We start from the raw sequence: 16,287 nt of genomic DNA, 5'->3' as shown, positions 1-16,287 counted from the left end.
GGTCCGGCCCTGCTGGTGCGGATGGCCTCGGCGACCTGCCTGCGCTGGGCCCGGATGGCGCTCGACGACTACGCGGCCCGGGAACTGGACGCCCGCGAGCGCCCGGAGCGGCCCACCTCGTCCGGCGAGGTGACCCGGGCCTGGCTGCGGGGTTGACCGCCGCCGCTCTCGCGCCCGCCGGGGCGGCCTATGGCGTGGCCGCGGCGCCGTGCGCGCCTGCGACCTTGCGCTGAAGGCCACCTTGGCGGGCCCGCCGTCGATGGCCCCGACCGGCTTCTCGAACGTCCGGGCCGGGGCGACCCCTGCACACCGCCGCCGTCACCCCGCTGAGCAGGCAGGAGACCGACGGCGGTGCCGGGCACGGCGCTCATGGTGACCGGAGCGGTGACCGCGACCGCGGCGGGAGGCCCGGCCCGCGCACAGGGCCGCGGCGCTGCCGCCGGCCGGCGTCCACGCGGGCACCGGCCTGCGGGCGCAGCTCCAGGCCACGCAGATCCGTCCGCCCGCAACGTACGGCGCGCGGTGGACACCGGCCTCCACGGCCTTCCCGCTGCTTCAGGGGCGCTGACCGCCCGCGCGGGCGAACGGCTCGCCGCACTGGCCGTCGCCTTCCCCGCCGCCCGACTACCCGGCAAGAGGAACCCCTCCACATGATCAGCAGAGATCTGGACCCCCACCTTCCGCCCGCGGCGCGCAAGCGGCTCGAGGAGGCGATCCGCACCCACGGCACAACGCTGATCACCGCCGCTCTCGGTGAGTACGGCGCGCGCCGCCTCAGCCCGCCGGCCTTCCGCCACGCCGTACTCACACGCGTTTTCACCGAGGTCCCGCTCGCCCAGGTCGCCGGGTCGGGCGAGCGGGCCGGCCGGGAGCCGGCGCCGACGCCCGCCAACTACGCCGCGGGCCGCCCGTCCCGGACGACGTCTGGTCCATCATCCAGGACTTCCCGGACATCCCTGAGATCGCCGAGCTGCCGGCCACCCGGAGGAACTGCCGCATGCGCATCTTCGACCCACACATTCCCGTGACCACGACCCGCGCCTGGCCGACGTGCTCCCGCGCTACCTCGTCAAGGACGGGGTAGTGGCGGTGGGGGAGACCGGCCACGACTCGATGACGCCGCAGCGCTTCGGCTCCTCCAGGCCGCGGGCCGCCGCCGCGGCGCTCGACGTCTACACCCAGGCCGGCATGGAGTATCCCGTCCCGTGGACCTCGCGCGCCGTCGCCGACCACCGGGTAGCCCAACCAACCCGCTCGTCAAGGTTGATGCCGCGATCGCGCTGGCGCGCGAGCGGCTCGGCCTGCGCTACGCCATGCGCGTGGTGCCGCTGGACCCCGTCGCACGTGCGCGGGCAGCCATGGCCGGCTGCCCGCGGGCGAGCTGGACGCGCCGGTCCCGCTGTGCTCGCGCTCCGATGTGGCCCGCGAGGCCCTCGCCGTGACCGAGGTCAAGGCGTGGCTGCTGGAGCCGACCTTTGCCTGAGGAGAACCTGGTGATCGAGATTCGCCTGCTCGGAAGCCTCCACGTGGAGTGGAACGGCGCCGACTGCACGCCGACCGCGCCCAAGATGCGGCAGGTGCTCAGCCTGCTGGCCCTGTCCGCCAACCGGCCGCTGTCGGACGAGGCGCTCATCGAGGAGCTGTGGTCGGGCTCCCCGCCCGTCAGCTCCATGACGACCCTGCAGACCTACGTCTACCACCTGCGCAAGATGCTGTCCGAGGAGATGATCGTGCGGGTCGCGGCCGGTTACGCCCTGCGGCTGGACGAGCAGGCGGTGGACGCCTTCCGCTTCGAGCGGCTCGTCCAGGAGGGCAGGGCCGCGCTGGCGGCCGCGGAGCCGCAGGTCGCCCACAACCTGCTCGGCCAGGCCCTCGCCCTGTGGATCGGCGAGCACGCGCTGGCCGGGGCGCCTCAGGGCACGCTGCTGCGGGCGGAAGCCGTACACCTGGAGGAAGTGCGGATGAACGCGCAGGAGCTCCGCATCGACGCGGCCCTCCGGCTCGGCGACTACGGCGCCCAGGTCTGCGAGCTCAAGCGGCTCACGACGCGCTATCCGCTCAACGAGTCGCTGCACGGCAAGCTCATGCTGGCCCTGTACAAGGCGGGCAGGCGCAACGACGCGCTGCAGTGGTATCGCCAACTGCGCCTGACCATCCGCGAGGAACTGGGGCTGGAGCCCTCTGACGACATCCGGCGCCTGCACGCCTGGATGCTCGGGGACCGGCCCCACGAGGAGCTGGTCCCCGAGCTCACCGGCGCTCCAGCGTCTCCTTCGCGTGCCGCAGGGTGGTGAGGCTGTTGGTGCTCAGCGCCCGCCGGGCGTAGGCCAGGGCCTCCGCCACGCCCGCCGACTCGCCGAGCACCCTGCTGATCGCCGCCGGATCGACCATGACGGAGTGCTGTGAGGTGACCGCCACCGTTCCCGGCTCCTCCTCGCGCACGGTCCAGCGGCCGGTGTGCAGGGTCAGCAGGGCGGGGACCCGGATCTGCTTGTAGACGATCGACTCGCTGGGCGAGCAGACGCGGATCGACTTGGTGGCGTGCCGGTGGCCGTCGGGGGAGAGGGTCTCCATCTCCAGCACCTGCAGGCCGGGGGTCTCCTCGCGCAGCGAGACGGTGGCCACGTGCGGCAGCAGCAGCGGCCAGTCCTGGGCCCGGTAGAGGAAGTCGTAGACCTGATCGGCGGGCGCCTGGATCCGCAGGGTGTCCTCGAAGGTGAGCCCGAGCCTGGTGCGCTCCACGCCCTGCTCGGCCGCCTCGCGCAGCGCGTTCAGCTCCTTGGTGCTGTTGCGGTCGACGGCCTGCTCCACCCACGTGCCGGCCTCCGGGTCGTCCCCGGCGACGCGGTAGTGGTGCAGGAGCCGGACGCGGGTACCCCCGCCGACGGGCTCGAAGTGCCACTCGCCCCACATCGACTCCACCGGATGCTGGGAGACCTCCTGCCAGAACCGGATGCGCCCGGCCTCCTCATCCAGCTCCCGGCGGGAGGTCCAGCTCAGCACGCCGTCGTTGGCGGTGGCCCAGATGCGGAAGCGCTCCTCCTGGCCGGTGCGGCCCAGGTGCTCCACGTGGATCGTCGGCTCGAACAGCAGGTGCCAGCCGGTGACGTCGGCGATGAGCCGGTAGACCTCGCCCGGCTCGGCCTCGATCGCGATGACGTGCTCGGCGGTGTGCGTCGTGGTCATGGTCGTCTCCGTCGTCAGTAGTTGCCCAGGCCGCCGCAGACGTTGATCGCCTGCGCGGTGATCGGCGCCGCCGCCTCCGATGTCAGGTAACCGACCAAGCCGGCCACCTCCTGCGGGGTGACGTACCTGCCCAGCGGGATCTTCGCCTCGAAGCGGGCGAGTACCTCCTGCGAGGAGATATCCCAGATCCCGGCGTAGGCATCGCGCACCCGCTCGGCCATCGGCGTCTCCACATAGCCCGGGCAGACCGCGTTGACGGTGACCCCGGTCTTGGCCAGCTCCAGCCCGAGCGCCTTGGTGAAGCCGACGACGCCGTGCTTGGAGGCGGAGTAGGGCGCCCCCAGCACCACTCCCTGCTTGCCGCCGGTCGAGGCGATGTTGACGATCCGCCCCCACCCGCGCTGGAGCATCCCACCGTCCCTGAGCACCTGCCGGGTGAGCAGGAAGACGCTGGTCAGGTTGGTTTCGATCACGTCGTTCCACAGTTCCTCGGTCAGCTCGGCCGTAGGCCCGCCGCCGCTGCGCCCGGCGTTGTTGACCAGCACGTCGACCCCGCCGAACCGGGCGGCCACGGCGGAGACCAGGGCACTGATCTCCTGCGCCGAGCGCACGTCACAGGAGGCGCCGTCCGCCTCGTGGCCGGCCGCGCGCAGCCGCTCGACCAGCTCCTCCACCCTGTCCTTGCCGCGGGCGCAGACGAACAAGCGCGCCCCCTGCTCCGCCAGCTTCCAGGTCACGGCCAGGCCGATGCCGCTCGTGGCGCCGGTGACCAGTGCGACCGTCATAGTCCTCTCCTCTCGTCGAAGCTACGGCGAGAGTGACCCCCTGGACTCGAGGCGAGGTCGATGTCCGATCGAGAACCCCGCCCCTCCACGACCCGGCCACGACCGGGACCGGGACCGGGACCGGGACCGGGACCGCCTTACGGTGACCCGGCCTGCCTCGCAGGCCCTCCCCGAGGACCTCGGCCTGAAGCGGGTGGGCGCCAGGTCGACGGTCACGACGAGGAGGCGGTCGAGAGCGCCCTGAGGGCCGCACGCGGCTTCCGCGGTCCTGTGCCCAGGCGGGCGGGCATCCTGACCCAGCACCACCTCACCGGACCTGGCCGGGGAAGGCCGCCCGCGTGCTCGGCCGGCGTCTGTCAGAGGGTGTCTCTGACCCCTCTGGCTTCGTGCATGGGCCGGAGCCGGGATACCAAGATCCGGTCTTTGATCTTGCCGGGATAGCCTGGCTTCCGGCGTCGGCCCGCCCCGGGGGGCGGTCGAACCTGGCCGGCGACCATCCGGCTGGCCGGTCGTCGGGCAACGTGTCGGCTAGGTCAATCGGTCGTGCTGGCGTGCACGGCGATGATTCGCCAGCCGTGCGTCTCGCCGTATAGCCAAGTACGGGTGTAGCGCATCCTGGCCGCGAACGGCGCACCGGAGAGGGTCCCTTCGACGGTGCCGAGAAACCACGTCACCCCGGTGCGCCCATCGGCGAGCACGGTCAGCTCCTCCTCGGCCACCTTCGTCAGCACCTGCGTCCGGGTGCGGTGCAGCTCCAGGTCGTCCGCCTTGGTCGCAACGTTCGCGCCGAAGGTAAAGATCAGCCGGTCATCCAGCAGCCGATCCAGCGCCTCGACGTCTCCAGCGAGCTGCGCGGCCTGGAGCCGGCGCTCGGCGTCCCGCAAGTCCTCCATCATGCGGTCCACCCTCCCAACCGGCGCCGTATCCGCGCCAGGACGTTCACGCTCGGCTGATCTTCGCAAGCCGATCCGGGGACTCCGATCGCCGGTGAGTGGGTGTCGGGTTGAGAAGGCTCCCCGGCAGGCCGTCGACGTGGTGCGCGGCGGCCGGAAAATCAGACCGTCGCGAGTTCGCGTCTTCTGCGATGCGCGACGGTCGAGGATTGACGACGCCCTCTCAGGCTTGGCGCGGCGGGACTCGCACCACCAGCCCCGCCAACTCCCGCGTGAGGGTGACCTGGCAGCTCAGCCGGCTGGCCCGCGTGGTGTCGAGAGCCGCCAGCAGCATGCCCTCCTCCATGTCCGAGCGAGGCTCCAGCCGCTCGGTCCAGCCGTCCTCGATGTAGCAGTGGCAGGTGGCGCAGGCGCACATGCCGCCGCACTCGGCCAGGATGCCCGGGACGTCGAGCAGCAGGGCCGCCCGCATGAGGGATTCGCCCTCCGGCACCCGGCCGGTCTGCCGGGTGCCGTCGTGTCCGATGAACGTCACCTCGACCTCGGGGGTCATCACGCCGCCGCGTTCTCGTACGGTTCGAGCGAGGCCACATGCGTCCCGTCGGCGGTGAACTTCACGATCTTGCGCCACAACATGCGGACGCGGTTGTCGGTCCAGAGCGCTTCCACCGGGTCCACGCGGATGAAGACCTGCCGGTGCGCCACGCCGGCCCGCCGGAAGTTGTCGTAGATGGAGGTCTCCTTCAGCCAGTCGAACTGCTGGTGGCTGAGCTCGATGGCGTGCTCGATCTCGTCCTGCCCGGTGACCACCGTGGCGGTGCCCGACACCTGGACGCCGCGGGTGAGCAGCCGCCCGGCGAAGCCGTCGGGCGGCAGGTACGACAGGGTGTAGCTGACACGGGGATCGGCCAGGACGGCCGCGTACTTGCGGGTGTAGGTGTAGGTGTGCAGGTAGACCTTGAGCCCGTCGGCGGCGAAGTGCATCGCCGCGGCCAGCGGGGCACCCGTGGGCGACACCGTCGCCAGCGCGCCCACGCTCTCCTGCTCCAGCAGTTCCACGATCGCTTTCTCGACCTCGTCGACGGTCGGCTCGCTCCAGCCCATCCCGGGCCTCCTCTACGGTCGTCCGGACAGCAGGACGGGCAACAGCACCGTGTCGACGAACCGCTCATGATCGTCGCCCGCGTCGCCCTCGATCAGGTGTTTGACCAGGTAGTGGCCGAAGATCAGCTCGAACAGCACCGCGGCCAGGCCGGGATCGCGCAGCTCGCCGCGGCCGATCGCCCGCTGGATGACGTCGCGGCAGTCGGCACGACGGCGCGCCAGCGCCCCGCCCCGCATCGCCTCGGCGATGACCGGGTCGCGCTGGGCGGCGGCCACCAGGCTGGCGAAGCCCCGCACGCTTTCCGCCGACACGATCACGGCGACCAGCTTTACCAGCGCCAGCAGGTCGTCGCGGAGGCTCGGAGCGTCGGCGGGCAGCTCGGGGTGGTCGGCGGCGCGTGAGGCGAGCGCCTGCGCGACCAACTCCCGCTTGTCACGCCAGCGCCGGTAGATCGTCATCTTGCTCGCGCCCATCCGGGCGGCGAGGGCGTCGATGGTCAGGTGCTCGTAGCCCACCTCGTCGAGCAGTTCGAGCACCGCTTCCAGGATGTCCCTCGTCCGGGCCTCGCCTCGCGTACTGTTCATGCTGAACGAGACTGTACCGTATCGATAGCCATATTTCCAGACTTGAAAGTCAGTATCGATACGATACTGTCTCGTATATGTCGGTCGTGGTGATCGGAACTGGACATGCCGGGGTGGCGGTCGCCGCCGAGCTGCGCGCCGCGGGCTTCGACGGCTCCATCACGCTGCTGGGGGAGGAGGCGGAGCCGCCCTACGAACGCCCGCCCCTGTCCAAGACCGGCCGGTGCGTGCCCCTCCGGCCCGACGCCTTCTACCGGCGGCACGCCATCGAGGTGGTCCTCGGTGCCCGAGTCGTGCGGATCGACCGGTCTGGCCGTGAGCTGCGGCTGGCCGGCGGCGCCCGCCTGCCGTACCGGAATCTGATCCTCGCCACCGGCGCCCGGCCCCGGCGACTCCGCCTCCCGGGCGAGGAACTCGGCCAGGTCCTGGAGCTGCGCAGCCTGGCCGACGCCCGGCTCCTCGGCCAGCGGCTGCGGCCCGGCCTGCGGCTGGCCGTCGTGGGCGGCGGCTACCTCGGCCTGGAGGTCGCCGCCCGCGCGCAGGGGCTTGGCTGCCACGTCACGGTGATCGAGGCGGAGCGCCGGTTGCTGCCCCGGGTCGCCGGCGAGGCGCTGGCCGAGCACCTGCGCGTACGGCACGTGGCCGCGGGCATCACCGTCCTCACCGGCGCCCGCGTGATCGGCCTGCCGCCCGGGCGGGTGGAACTGGCCGGGCGCCCTCCCGTGCGCTGCGACGCGGTGCTCGTGGCAGCCGGAGTGGCGCCCCGCGCCGAGCTGGCGGCCGCCGCCGGGCTGGGGTGCGAGGACGGCATCCTCGTCGACCGGCGGGGCCGTACAGGCGATCCGGCCGTGCACGCGCTCGGTGACGTGACGCGCAGGCCGGTGACGGGGTACGGCGAGGCGTTGCGGCTGGAGAGCGTGCCCAGCGCCCTGGAACAGGCCCGCGCCGTGGCGGCCGACCTGTGCGGGCTGCCGGAGCGGCCCGGCGAGGTGCCCTGGTTCTGGTCGGACCAGCACGAGCTCAAGGTCCGGACGGCGGGGTTGCCCGGCGGCACCCAGATCGTCACCCGCGCGGACGGCGACGCGCTTGCCGTCCTCCATCTGCGCGACAGGATCGTGCGGGCCGTCGAGACGGTCAACGCGGCGCGGGAGTTCGCCGAGGGGAAGCGGCTGATCGGTGAGCACGTCCGGCTGACCGAATGTCAGCCAGAGTTCAGGAGAGCAGCTCTACCTGGGCGCTGACCTATTGGTAATGTGCCTTCGTTTCGCGAACTCTTATCGGTGTCACAGCGGCCACGGTGGTCGCCGTGGCCGCACCCTGTATCGCGTCAGAATACGGCTACGACGGCATGTGAGCCCTTCAATTGGTGTGCGCTCGGCAACGAGCCGTCATCCTGACAGGGTGGGTCACGTGCCGAGGACGGTAGGGCAGGTCCGGCAGACCTCGCCTACGAGCATTCCCGCCTGGGCGTTTGCAGCCGTTCGAGCAGAGGCTCTGGACGGCACGCCCCCAACGAGTCCAAGCAAGGGTGCACATCCGGGGTGTACGCCGGCACCTCCACCTGCCGAAACGAATGAGGGGTAATCACCATGAGCTCCGCCACCTACGTCGAACCTGCTGAATCCCAGCCCGAGATCGCGCTGGTCGGCGGTGACGTCACCGAGGGGGTCGTACGCGTCGGCGACACAGTGCGACGTCCGGTCGGCTTCAACGCTCCGCTCGTCCATGCCTTGCTTCGCCACCTGGAGGAGGTGGGGTTCGCGGGTGCCCCCAGGTTCCTCGGTATGGACGCGGCCGGGCGTGAAGTGCTGACGTTCGTCGCCGGCGAGGTCGCCGGACGGCCGAGGCCCGCGTGGATCGCCGAGGAGGCGCGGCTGGCTTCGGTCGGCCGCCTCGTCCGGGCCTACGACGACGCGGCCGCCGGTTTCGTCCTTCCCGAGGGGGTCCGGCCTTTCGCGGGGCTCGGCGAGCTCGGCGAGCCGCCGGACATGCCGCCCGCACCGTCCTATCCGACCGAGCTGGTCGGGCACATGGACTTCACGCCTGACAACATCGTGTTCCGGGACGGCGAGGCGGCCGCGCTCATCGACTTCGATATGGCCAAGCCGGTCTCCAGGGTCGACGAGGTGTGCAACGCGATGCTCTATTGGGCTCCGCTGGGTGATCCCGTCGACGCCGATCCGCTGCTGCGGGACGTCGATGCGCCGCGCCGCTGCCGGATCCTCGCCGACGCCTACGGGATGTCGGATACGGATCGTTGCCGGCTCGTCGAGGTGGCCGTGCTGCGGTCAAGGCGGGCGTGGTTCTCGATGAAGCAGATCGCCGAGGTGCAGGGCGGGGGCTGGGCGCGGATGTGGCAGGAGGGCGTCGGCGATCAGATCAAGCGGCGAGAGGCGTGGTTGGAGCGCAACGGCGCGGAGATCGAAGCGGCCTTGACCGCCCCATAGATTGCCAAGAAGCGGCCCGCGAAACCGAGTTCGCCGACCGGCTCCTGCACGAGAAGGGTTCCGGCCACACCGAGGCGCCCATGTCGTCGGCGTTCATGCTGGGCTACCCGCCGCCGATCCGAGCGGCTGGCCGCGCTGCTCATCACTCTTCCGAGCTGTTCAGCTGGGTAGAGTGATCGCCTCTGCTGTGGATTGACCGGAAAAGGATGGGCATGGCCGAAGACCTGCGTTTTTCGTTGCTCGGCCCCGTGCGGGCCTGGCGCGGCGGGCAGGAACTGGAGCTCGGCTCACCGCAACAGCGCCTGGTGCTGGCCGTACTTCTCCTAGCAGGGGGCAGGGCCGTGAGCGGCGAGCAGGTCATGGACGCGGTGTGGGGCCAGACGCGGCCGCGTACCGCGCCCCAGGTCTTGCGCACCTACGTCTCGCGGCTGCGCGCGGTGCTCGGCACGGACGCGCTGCGGTCCATCGGCGACGGCTACGCGCTGCGGGCCGGTGCGAGCGACCTCGCCGAGCTTCACGAGTTGTACGGCGAAGGCCGCTACGCCGAGGCGCTGGCCCTGTGGCAGGGCGAGCCGCTGGCAGGGCTCTCCGGACTGTTCGCCGAGTCCCAGCGCGCCCGCCTGAGCGAGCAACGGCTCGCCGCGCTCGAACACCGCCTCGACGCCGACCTCGACGAAGGCAGGCACGCCGAGGCCGTCAGCGAGCTGAACGCCCTGTGCGCGGAACATCCAACCAGGGAGCGCCTGCGCGGCCTGCTCATGCTGGCGCTGTATCGAGCCGGACGGCAGGCCGAGGCGATCGGCGTCTACACCGACACCCGCAGGCTGCTGGCCGGCGAACTCGGCGTGGACCCCTCGCCGGAGTTGTCCGAGCTGTACCAGCGCATCATCAGCGCCGACCCCGAGCTCGGCCGCGCCCCTGCCCGCCCCGGCTCCGTCCACGCGCCGGTCACGCACGCGCCACGGCAGCTACCCGCCGACTCGGCCGACTTCACCGGCCGCGAGCGCGAGATCGAGGAGATGGTGACCGCGCTGCGCTCCGGCGAGACCTCCGCCCTGGTCGTCACGGCGGTCGCCGGGGCAGGCGGCGTCGGCAAGACCACGCTGGCCGTGCACGTCGCCCACCAGCTCGCCGGCTCCTACCCCGACGGGCAGCTCTTCGTGGACCTGCGCGGATGGGGAGCCGAGCCGCTGGAACCCGCAACGGTGCTCGGCTCGTTCCTGCGCGCGCTCGGCCTGGACGAGGCGCCGGAAGACCTCGCCGAGCGGGCCGCGCTCTACCGCTCAGTGCTCGCCGACCGGCGGGTGCTGGTCGTGCTCGACAACGCCTCGGACGCCGGACAGGTCCGGCCGCTGATGCCGGGCTCGTCACTCTGCGGTGTGATCGTCACCAGCCGGGCCAGGCTGACCGACCTCATCGGCGCCCGCCAGATGGACCTGGAGGTGCTCGGCCCCGTCGAGGCGCTGCGTCTGCTGGGCAGGATCGCCGGGGAAGCGCGTGTGGCGGCCGAGCGGCCCGCCGCCATGGACCTGGTCGCCGCCTGCGGCTTCCTGCCGCTGGCCATCAGGATCGCCGCCGCCAGACTCGCCGCCCGGCCCAACTGGAGCGTGGCCGGCATGCGCGACCGCCTCTCCGACGAGCGGCGCAGGCTGGCCGAGCTGCGCGCGGGCGACCTGGCGATCGAGGCCACGTTCACACTGGGATACGAACAGCTCGACGACACCCACGCGCGGGCCTTTCGGCTGCTGGCCGTACCGGATGGAGGGGATCTGCCGCTCGCGGCCGCCGCGGCGCTCCTCGACCTGCCCGAGCACGACGCAGAGGACATCTGCGAGGGGCTGGTCGACGTCAGCATGCTCCAGTCACCCTCGCCCGGCCGCTACCGCTTCCACGACCTGCTGAAGATCTACGCCCGTTCCCGCTGTGACGATCCAGAGGTACGGCGGGCCGCCCTCGACCGGCTGCTCGACTTCTACCTGGCCTCGACGGGCGCGGCGATGGGACTGATCACTCCCGGCGACCGGCGTCCGGCACTGGCGGCCGCCCGTTCGGCGGGAATGCCCTTCGCCGACGCCACCGCCGCCATCGACTGGATCAACGAGGAAGAACAGGGCCTGCTCGGCTGCATCGAGCAGGCCGCCCGCACCCCCGGGTGCGACCTGCACCAGGCCGTGGTCCTGCTCGACATGGGCATCGACATCCTCGGCTTCGACTCCGACTCAGCCCGCATCGAACGGATCGGCGATCTGCTCGTCGGCGCGGCAGAGGAACGCGGCGACCAGGTTCAGCTCGCTCGCGCCCGGGTCACGCGCGGCCTCACCCGGGTGGACCGGAACCGCCATGACGCCGCCGCGGCCGACGGCATGGCCGGCCGCGACCTCAGCTTCGAGCACGGCGACCTGGCAACCTACGCGAAAGCGCTCAACCTGTTGGCGCTTTGCGCGAATGAACGACGTGAGAGGTCCACCGCGGTGGCCTGCTACCTGCAGGCGGTCGAGACCTCGCGATCGATCGGCGACCTGGCCTACCTCGCCACCGGGCTCGGCAATCTGGCCCGCGCTCTGTCCGCCGTGGGCCGTCACGACGAGGCGCTCGAAGCCGCCGGCGAGGCTGAGCGGATCATGCTCGACCTCAGGGACGGACAGTACGACGCCGACGCCACCTACCAGTACGGCATCGTGTTGTGCGAGGCGGGGCGGCCGGAAGAGGCGGTGCTCAAGCTGGAGACGGCGGTCACCGAGTATGCGCGGATGAAGATGCGCGGCTGGCAGGGAAGCGCGCTTTTCCGGGCGGGGGAGGCGTACCTGGCGGCGGGGATGGCCGAGCGGGCACTGGAGCGCGCGGAAGAGGCGCTGACGATGCTCGTGGAGTCGGGCGACGAGTGGGGGCAGGGCATGGCGCTGACCGTGCTGGGTCAGGCGCTGTGGGACCTGGGGCAGCCGGGCCGCTCCCAAGCCTGCCTGGCGGAGGCCCTGTCCATCTTCGAGCGGCTCTCGCTATCCGAGGCGGCCGACGTCCGTGCCCTCCTGACGAAGCTGAACGCCTAGCCCTGTTTCCAAGGCGGGCCGGCCGTCAGCCAGGTCGGCGGGAGCAGCAGGAGGCGAGCGAACCACACGCCAGGCCGATACCGATCGCGGAGGACACCAGCCCCAGCCGAGCGCGCCCTGCAGGCCGGCTCTGCACCGAGGCGTCATGGGGACGACTCCGTCACCGGAACTCCGCATGGGAGGCCGAACGTTCAACGTGGGCCAGCCGAGGAGGGCCGCATGACAGGAACATCGGCGACGATTGAGCGGCCGGCATCGGCGCCAACCCCCCACGCCCGCATCCAACGAGTGATCCAAGCGGAGCGCGGGTTTCATTGACCGGCAGCCGATCTCCATGGCAGGCCGGACCGGTAAGTGCTTCAGGTGAGATATCTGGCTCCGGTAAGCCGGCTGGCGTATGACCGACTACCGCGGAATCCCGCTGCTCCCTTGCTCGCAGACGCTGGGGTACGCCAGGGGATCCACAGGCCGGCTAGCCGGTGGGCGGATGTGCCGGCCGGGCTGGTGCGGGACCGTAGCCGGTATGCACGGGGGAAAGGTGCACGTCGCGATTCTGGGGCCGCTTCAGGTGCGGCGGGACAGCACCGCGGTCGAGGTGACCTCCGGTCGGCAGCGCACACTGCTGGCCGCGCTGGCCGTATGGCCGGGCGAGCCGGTACCGGTGGAACGGCTGGCCCGCGCTTTGTGGGGGGAGGATCTCCCAGTGAACGTGCGGCGCGATGTGCAGACCTATGTCACCAGGCTGCGCCGCGTGCTCGGTTCGGCGGTTATCCGCACCGTGCCCGGCGGCTATCAGCTCGACATCGATCTGGCCCGGGTGGACACGATGCGGTTCCGGCAGTTGCTCGCCACGGCGGCGAGCGCACAGGACAGGTCGAGGGAGTCGGCGCTGCTGGAGGCGGCTTTGGCGTTATGGCGCGGCCCGCCGCTGGAAGGGATCCCCTCTGCATGGCTGCGCGGGCCGGTGGCGGCGTACTTGCATGAGGCATACCTGGCCGCGGTCGAGCGATGGATCGACCTCGCCTTGGCCGGTGACCGTGCCGCAGATTCCTGGGACATGATGGCGCGTGTGGCGGAGCTGGCGGAGCGTCATCCGCTGCGCGAGCCGCTGCAGGCCCGCTTCCTCCTCCTGCTGGCCCAGTACGGCCGGCGTGCCGAAGCACTCGCCTGCTACGCGCACCTGCGTCGGCGCCTGGCCGACGAACTCGGCGTAGAGCCTGGCCCCGAACTCCGCCGGATCCATCTCGGCCTGCTCCGAGAGTAAGACCCGTGGCCGCGCAAGGTGTCCCTCAGCGTTACAGGCCGGGCGTCGGTCACGGACACACATCGCGTCGAATGCGTTGTGAATCCATGGTGAATGCGGCGCCCGATACACAGGGGGTGCGCTGGTCTCAGTCGGCCGGCGCGGCCGCGACACAAGGAGGGGACGCGATGAACATAGCCGCAATGGTACTCGCGGGCGGGATCACCGCCGCCACGATGGCGCCGATCAGCCCGCCGGCCGCCGCCGCGGAATACACCTGCGGCGGCGAGGTGTGTATCCGTGTTGTCGCCGATGAAAAGGCGGCCCTGAAGGACGCTCACGGATGCAACTTCAAGACCTGCGTCACGCTGACGGGTAATGCCTCCAAGTACTACATCACCGGCAGCGGACACGGATTCTTCGGCCACGTCCATATCTGGGGGCCCGGCGTCAATCGTTACTCCGACATTGAACCCAACCCGTCCATCACCCTGCTCGGACGAGGCGCCGGCAAAGCCTGCGCGGAGGGCTGGGACCTGCGGCAGCCGCCGACGGGAGCGTCGGTCGGGCTGGCCTGCAAAGACGTTCGCTAAACCCACACAGTGAGGGAGGAACCCATGCGCACAACACGCTTGGCCGGCTTCCGGATCCTGGCAATGGCCATGCTCACGCTCGCCGGACTGGGCGCCGCCGCGGTGCCGGCGCAGGCGCGGGAAAACGCATCAGCTCTGGACTCATCGTCTCGCCCCGCGAGCACCGTAACCGTCAACCGCCTTGGTTGTACGGCGACGCCGCCGAGGAGCGGATTCGTTCGCATCCGCGCGTTCGTCGGCACCGACTCCTGCGGTCAATGCATTGCCGAGGGATGGGACGGTGTCCACGGCGGAGCATGGCGCGGTTTCACCTGCTGGACCACCGTCGCCGGCCCCGGCGAATGGCGCACCCACGAGTTGTGGGTGCGCGGATACTGACGCTGGAGGGCGAGGACTTGCGCAGGTCTTCGCAAGGCCGTACACCTTCGGCGGGTGCAGCACACATCCTTGTCCCGATCGCCCATAGGCGGCGGGGTTCGTGACGGTGAGGTAGCGCGTCGAGCTGATGCCGAGGGTTCTGATCGCCGGTGTGCACCCGTGCCCAGGCATTACCCCGGCCCGGTCACCGTTGTGCGCTCGCGGTCAGGACCCTTTCGCCGCTCGTCGCGGTGTTCTCGGTCGGATGCGAGGAGCTCGGCCAGCCGAAGGGTGTCCTCGAGGTAGCGTTCGTAGGGGAAGCCGGCCGCGACGAGCCCGGCGCGTAGCTCGTCGTAGAGCGGCTTTCCGGCCGCGTGGAAGGCTTTCCGGCCTTCCACGGTGAGGCGGACCAGCCGCCTGCGCGCGTGTTCGGGGTCGATGGTGATCTGCACCAGGCCATCCGCTTCGAGCGGCCGTAGCGCCCGGCTGATGGCCGGGTCGGACACCGACAGCGCCTGCGCGAGCCGATGCTGCGTGACCGGCTCGATGTCCTCCAACGTCCCCAGAAGCCGTATCTGGCTGTAGGTCAGAGCCTCGGAGTCATCGGCGCGCCGCCGGGCCGCCTCGCCCAGCAGCATGACCACGCGGTGCAGCAGATCTGCGAGTCCGTCATCCACGGCACCAGCCTACCCCATTGTTGCTTGGTTAATATTAATCAGGTAAGACTGAAAGTCATGGACAACCTCTCCTCCATCGCCCAGTCAGCCTTCCCGCTGGGCTGGACCCTGGTGCCGGCCATCGGCGCGCGACCTGCTGATCCCGGCGGTCATGATCATCCTGGCCATGCGATCCCGGCGACGGGCGGCCGCGAAAACCGCCCTGTGACACTTCGGGAGCTGTCCTCACCATGACGACTCAGGCCGCCCACAACCCCGACGCCGAGATCGGCCAGACGCGAGCGGTCGCCGCCGAACGGCTCACCATGTTCGTTGACGCTGTGATCGCGATCGCACTCACCTTGCTGGCGCTGGATCTGCCCGTTCCCGCCGGCGACACCACCGGCGCCATGCTGAGCTCGGTGCGGGCCCACGGCAACGAATACCTGGCCTTCGCACTCAGCTTCGTGGTGATCTCCGCCCACTGGCGCGCCCACCACGAGATCTTCCGGTATGTCCGCTCGTTGGGTGGCCGCCTGACCACCCTCACCCTGGCCTGGCTGTTCATGCAGGTCCTGATGCCGTTCGCGACCCGGGTGATCACCGCCGAAGGCGCCTTCCCGCCCCGGTTCAGTCTGTACGCGATCGTGCAGGTCCTGGCGTCCGCGTCGTTCGCGCTGATCATCTGGGAGATCCGACGCCGTCACCTGTACCGCACGGAGGTCCCGCCCCGGGTGTTCGCCCAGAGCCTGCTGCGCAGCATCTGCCTGGCCGCAGTTTTCGGGGTGTCCGTTCCCATCTCGTTCGTGACCACGAGCACCGGCGCGTACTTGTGCTGGCTCGCCGCGCCGATCGTGCTCGCCGCCGCCCGCGGCATCCAGCGCACATACGCCTCCGGCGACTGATCGGGATCGCCCGGCCGGACCGGGTAAGGCAATGCCCCAGCAGGTGCCCAGCGCGCGCCTCAAGAAGAGGTTCGCCTGCTCATGCCGACCCGATCGCGATGCTGCAGGGCTGAGGTTATGAGCACGATGTCGTGTCCGGGACTGTCCCGTCCGGCGGGACCGCTGGTCTGATGGCAGGTCGCGCGATTCATTGGATGCATGTCCAGGAGCTGGATCCGAAAGGGGAACCGTCCATGATGAGGATAGTAAGCCGTGTTCTCGTGGCTTCCTTACCCGTGAGTGCCCTGCTTACGGGCATTACCCAATCCGCTTCGGCCGCCGCTGCGGCTACGTGCAGCTCAACCGCCGTGAACCGAAGCTCAGCGTATGCGCTGTGCACGCCGTTCGTTATCCTCTCGCAGCACAGAGTCCAGATCACCTGCGGGACCGGGCCCGTCCGTCAAACCGCCTACGGGCCCTGGAAAAACTACGGGACACGGTCCTACG

Annotated in this window: 19 protein-coding genes; 12 read left to right on the top strand and 7 right to left on the bottom strand. The window is 70.7% G+C overall.

Annotation, left to right across the window (positions count from 1 at the left end; translation table 11 throughout):
- Positions 1 to 21 precede the first annotated feature (21 nt).
- The 4 genes from FVE25_RS56735 to FVE25_RS50590 all read left to right on the top strand — a co-directional run bounded on the left by FVE25_RS56735 (position 22) and on the right by FVE25_RS50590 (position 2,294).
- Positions 22 to 156: a hypothetical protein gene (locus FVE25_RS56735; protein ID WP_281367992.1), complete on the top strand. Its 135-nt coding sequence runs from the start codon at positions 22 to 24 to the stop codon at positions 154 to 156.
- A gap of 366 nt (positions 157 to 522) precedes the next feature.
- A complete protein-coding gene (locus FVE25_RS56730; RefSeq protein ID WP_281367990.1) occupies positions 523 to 654 on the top strand; it encodes a hypothetical protein in 132 nt (43 codons plus the stop codon).
- Positions 651 to 1,028 (top strand): EboA domain-containing protein, encoded by a 378-nt coding sequence (locus tag FVE25_RS57285; RefSeq protein ID WP_181019975.1) that lies wholly within the window; start codon positions 651 to 653, stop codon positions 1,026 to 1,028. Before FVE25_RS56730 ends, FVE25_RS57285 begins: the two co-directional genes overlap by 4 nt.
- Positions 1,029 to 1,493: 465 nt before the next feature.
- Complete coding sequence (locus FVE25_RS50590) at positions 1,494 to 2,294, top strand: AfsR/SARP family transcriptional regulator (protein ID WP_157254566.1); 801 nt, start codon at positions 1,494 to 1,496, stop codon at positions 2,292 to 2,294.
- Here the strand turns inward: FVE25_RS50590 and FVE25_RS50585 are convergent.
- The 6 genes from FVE25_RS50585 to FVE25_RS50560 form a co-directional block, all read right to left on the bottom strand.
- Entirely contained in the window at positions 2,251 to 3,186 is a 936-nt protein-coding gene (locus FVE25_RS50585; RefSeq protein WP_157254564.1) for an aromatase/cyclase, read from the bottom strand. The genes FVE25_RS50590 and FVE25_RS50585 overlap by 44 nt on opposite strands.
- A gap of 14 nt (positions 3,187 to 3,200) precedes the next feature.
- Positions 3,201 to 3,971 carry a 3-oxoacyl-ACP reductase FabG gene (fabG, locus tag FVE25_RS50580; protein WP_157254563.1) on the bottom strand — a complete coding sequence of 257 codons (771 nt, stop codon included), beginning with the start codon at positions 3,969 to 3,971 and terminating at the stop codon, positions 3,201 to 3,203.
- Positions 3,972 to 4,504: 533 nt separating this feature from the next.
- Positions 4,505 to 4,867, bottom strand: a complete 363-nt coding sequence (locus FVE25_RS50575; RefSeq protein WP_246268736.1) for a nuclear transport factor 2 family protein — start codon at positions 4,865 to 4,867, stop codon at positions 4,505 to 4,507.
- Between the two features lie 220 nt (positions 4,868 to 5,087).
- On the bottom strand, positions 5,088 to 5,417 hold the full coding sequence (locus FVE25_RS50570) for a 2Fe-2S iron-sulfur cluster-binding protein (RefSeq protein WP_157254638.1): 330 nt from the start codon (positions 5,415 to 5,417) through the stop codon (positions 5,088 to 5,090).
- Positions 5,417 to 5,968 (bottom strand): pyridoxamine 5'-phosphate oxidase family protein, encoded by a 552-nt coding sequence (locus FVE25_RS50565; protein ID WP_157254562.1) that lies wholly within the window; start codon positions 5,966 to 5,968, stop codon positions 5,417 to 5,419. The genes FVE25_RS50570 and FVE25_RS50565 overlap by 1 nt, the downstream gene beginning before the upstream one ends.
- A gap of 12 nt (positions 5,969 to 5,980) precedes the next feature.
- Positions 5,981 to 6,553, bottom strand: a complete 573-nt coding sequence (locus tag FVE25_RS50560; protein WP_157254561.1) for a TetR/AcrR family transcriptional regulator — start codon at positions 6,551 to 6,553, stop codon at positions 5,981 to 5,983.
- 77 nt (positions 6,554 to 6,630) lie between these two features.
- On the opposite strand from FVE25_RS50560, the gene FVE25_RS50555 reads away from it, so the two are divergent.
- The 6 genes from FVE25_RS50555 (at position 6,631) to FVE25_RS50530 (ending at position 14,261) form a co-directional block, all read left to right on the top strand.
- Entirely contained in the window at positions 6,631 to 7,794 is a 1,164-nt protein-coding gene (locus tag FVE25_RS50555; protein ID WP_157254560.1) for an NAD(P)/FAD-dependent oxidoreductase, read from the top strand.
- Between the two features lie 348 nt (positions 7,795 to 8,142).
- Positions 8,143 to 9,000, top strand: a complete 858-nt coding sequence (locus FVE25_RS50550) for a phosphotransferase (protein WP_157254559.1) — start codon at positions 8,143 to 8,145, stop codon at positions 8,998 to 9,000.
- 212 nt (positions 9,001 to 9,212) lie between these two features.
- Positions 9,213 to 12,047 (top strand): AfsR/SARP family transcriptional regulator, encoded by a 2,835-nt coding sequence (locus FVE25_RS50545; RefSeq protein ID WP_219826011.1) that lies wholly within the window; start codon positions 9,213 to 9,215, stop codon positions 12,045 to 12,047.
- Between the two features lie 538 nt (positions 12,048 to 12,585).
- On the top strand, positions 12,586 to 13,311 hold the full coding sequence (locus tag FVE25_RS50540; protein ID WP_181019974.1) for an AfsR/SARP family transcriptional regulator: 726 nt from the start codon (positions 12,586 to 12,588) through the stop codon (positions 13,309 to 13,311).
- Between the two features lie 167 nt (positions 13,312 to 13,478).
- Positions 13,479 to 13,883 (top strand): hypothetical protein, encoded by a 405-nt coding sequence (locus FVE25_RS50535; protein ID WP_157254556.1) that lies wholly within the window; start codon positions 13,479 to 13,481, stop codon positions 13,881 to 13,883.
- 24 nt (positions 13,884 to 13,907) lie between these two features.
- Positions 13,908 to 14,261 (top strand): hypothetical protein, encoded by a 354-nt coding sequence (locus FVE25_RS50530; RefSeq protein WP_157254555.1) that lies wholly within the window; start codon positions 13,908 to 13,910, stop codon positions 14,259 to 14,261.
- 170 nt (positions 14,262 to 14,431) lie between these two features.
- Here the strand turns inward: FVE25_RS50530 and FVE25_RS50525 are convergent, their stop codons facing one another.
- Positions 14,432 to 14,917 (bottom strand): MarR family winged helix-turn-helix transcriptional regulator, encoded by a 486-nt coding sequence (locus FVE25_RS50525; RefSeq protein WP_219826010.1) that lies wholly within the window; start codon positions 14,915 to 14,917, stop codon positions 14,432 to 14,434.
- A 57-nt stretch (positions 14,918 to 14,974) separates the two neighbouring features.
- On the opposite strand from FVE25_RS50525, the gene FVE25_RS50520 reads away from it, so the two are divergent.
- Entirely contained in the window at positions 14,975 to 15,151 is a 177-nt protein-coding gene (locus tag FVE25_RS50520; protein ID WP_157254554.1) for a hypothetical protein, read from the top strand.
- Entirely contained in the window at positions 15,148 to 15,801 is a 654-nt protein-coding gene (locus FVE25_RS50515; protein WP_157254553.1) for a TMEM175 family protein, read from the top strand. Before FVE25_RS50520 ends, FVE25_RS50515 begins: the two co-directional genes overlap by 4 nt.
- Positions 15,802 to 16,287 lie beyond the last annotated feature (486 nt).

This window comes from Nonomuraea typhae (assembly GCF_009760925.1).
GTDB classification, from domain to species: Bacteria; Actinomycetota; Actinomycetes; order Streptosporangiales; family Streptosporangiaceae; genus Nonomuraea; species Nonomuraea typhae.
The sequence above is the reverse complement of the archived record's forward strand: the minus strand, read 5'-3'. Positions and strand labels throughout refer to the sequence as shown.

Excerpts from the sequence above, each read along its gene's own strand:
- FVE25_RS56735 (WP_281367992.1), top strand. The coding sequence starts at position 22 with ATGGCCTCGGCGACCTGCCTGCGCTGGGCCCGGATGGCGCTCGACGAC.
- FVE25_RS57285 (WP_181019975.1), top strand. The coding sequence starts at position 651 with ATGATCAGCAGAGATCTGGACCCCCACCTTCCGCCCGCGGCGCGCAAG.
- FVE25_RS50585 (WP_157254564.1), bottom strand. The coding sequence starts at position 3,186 with ATGACCACGACGCACACCGCCGAGCACGTCATCGCGATCGAGGCCGAG.
- fabG (WP_157254563.1), bottom strand. The coding sequence starts at position 3,971 with ATGACGGTCGCACTGGTCACCGGCGCCACGAGCGGCATCGGCCTGGCC.
- FVE25_RS50575 (WP_246268736.1), bottom strand. The coding sequence starts at position 4,867 with ATGATGGAGGACTTGCGGGACGCCGAGCGCCGGCTCCAGGCCGCGCAG.
- FVE25_RS50570 (WP_157254638.1), bottom strand. The coding sequence starts at position 5,417 with ATGACCCCCGAGGTCGAGGTGACGTTCATCGGACACGACGGCACCCGG.
- FVE25_RS50565 (WP_157254562.1), bottom strand. The coding sequence starts at position 5,968 with ATGGGCTGGAGCGAGCCGACCGTCGACGAGGTCGAGAAAGCGATCGTG.
- FVE25_RS50560 (WP_157254561.1), bottom strand. The coding sequence starts at position 6,553 with ATGAACAGTACGCGAGGCGAGGCCCGGACGAGGGACATCCTGGAAGCG.
- FVE25_RS50555 (WP_157254560.1), top strand. The coding sequence starts at position 6,631 with ATGTCGGTCGTGGTGATCGGAACTGGACATGCCGGGGTGGCGGTCGCC.
- FVE25_RS50550 (WP_157254559.1), top strand. The coding sequence starts at position 8,143 with ATGAGCTCCGCCACCTACGTCGAACCTGCTGAATCCCAGCCCGAGATC.
- FVE25_RS50545 (WP_219826011.1), top strand. The coding sequence starts at position 9,213 with ATGGCCGAAGACCTGCGTTTTTCGTTGCTCGGCCCCGTGCGGGCCTGG.
- FVE25_RS50535 (WP_157254556.1), top strand. The coding sequence starts at position 13,479 with ATGAACATAGCCGCAATGGTACTCGCGGGCGGGATCACCGCCGCCACG.
- FVE25_RS50530 (WP_157254555.1), top strand. The coding sequence starts at position 13,908 with ATGCGCACAACACGCTTGGCCGGCTTCCGGATCCTGGCAATGGCCATG.
- FVE25_RS50520 (WP_157254554.1), top strand. The coding sequence starts at position 14,975 with ATGGACAACCTCTCCTCCATCGCCCAGTCAGCCTTCCCGCTGGGCTGG.
- FVE25_RS50515 (WP_157254553.1), top strand. The coding sequence starts at position 15,148 with ATGACGACTCAGGCCGCCCACAACCCCGACGCCGAGATCGGCCAGACG.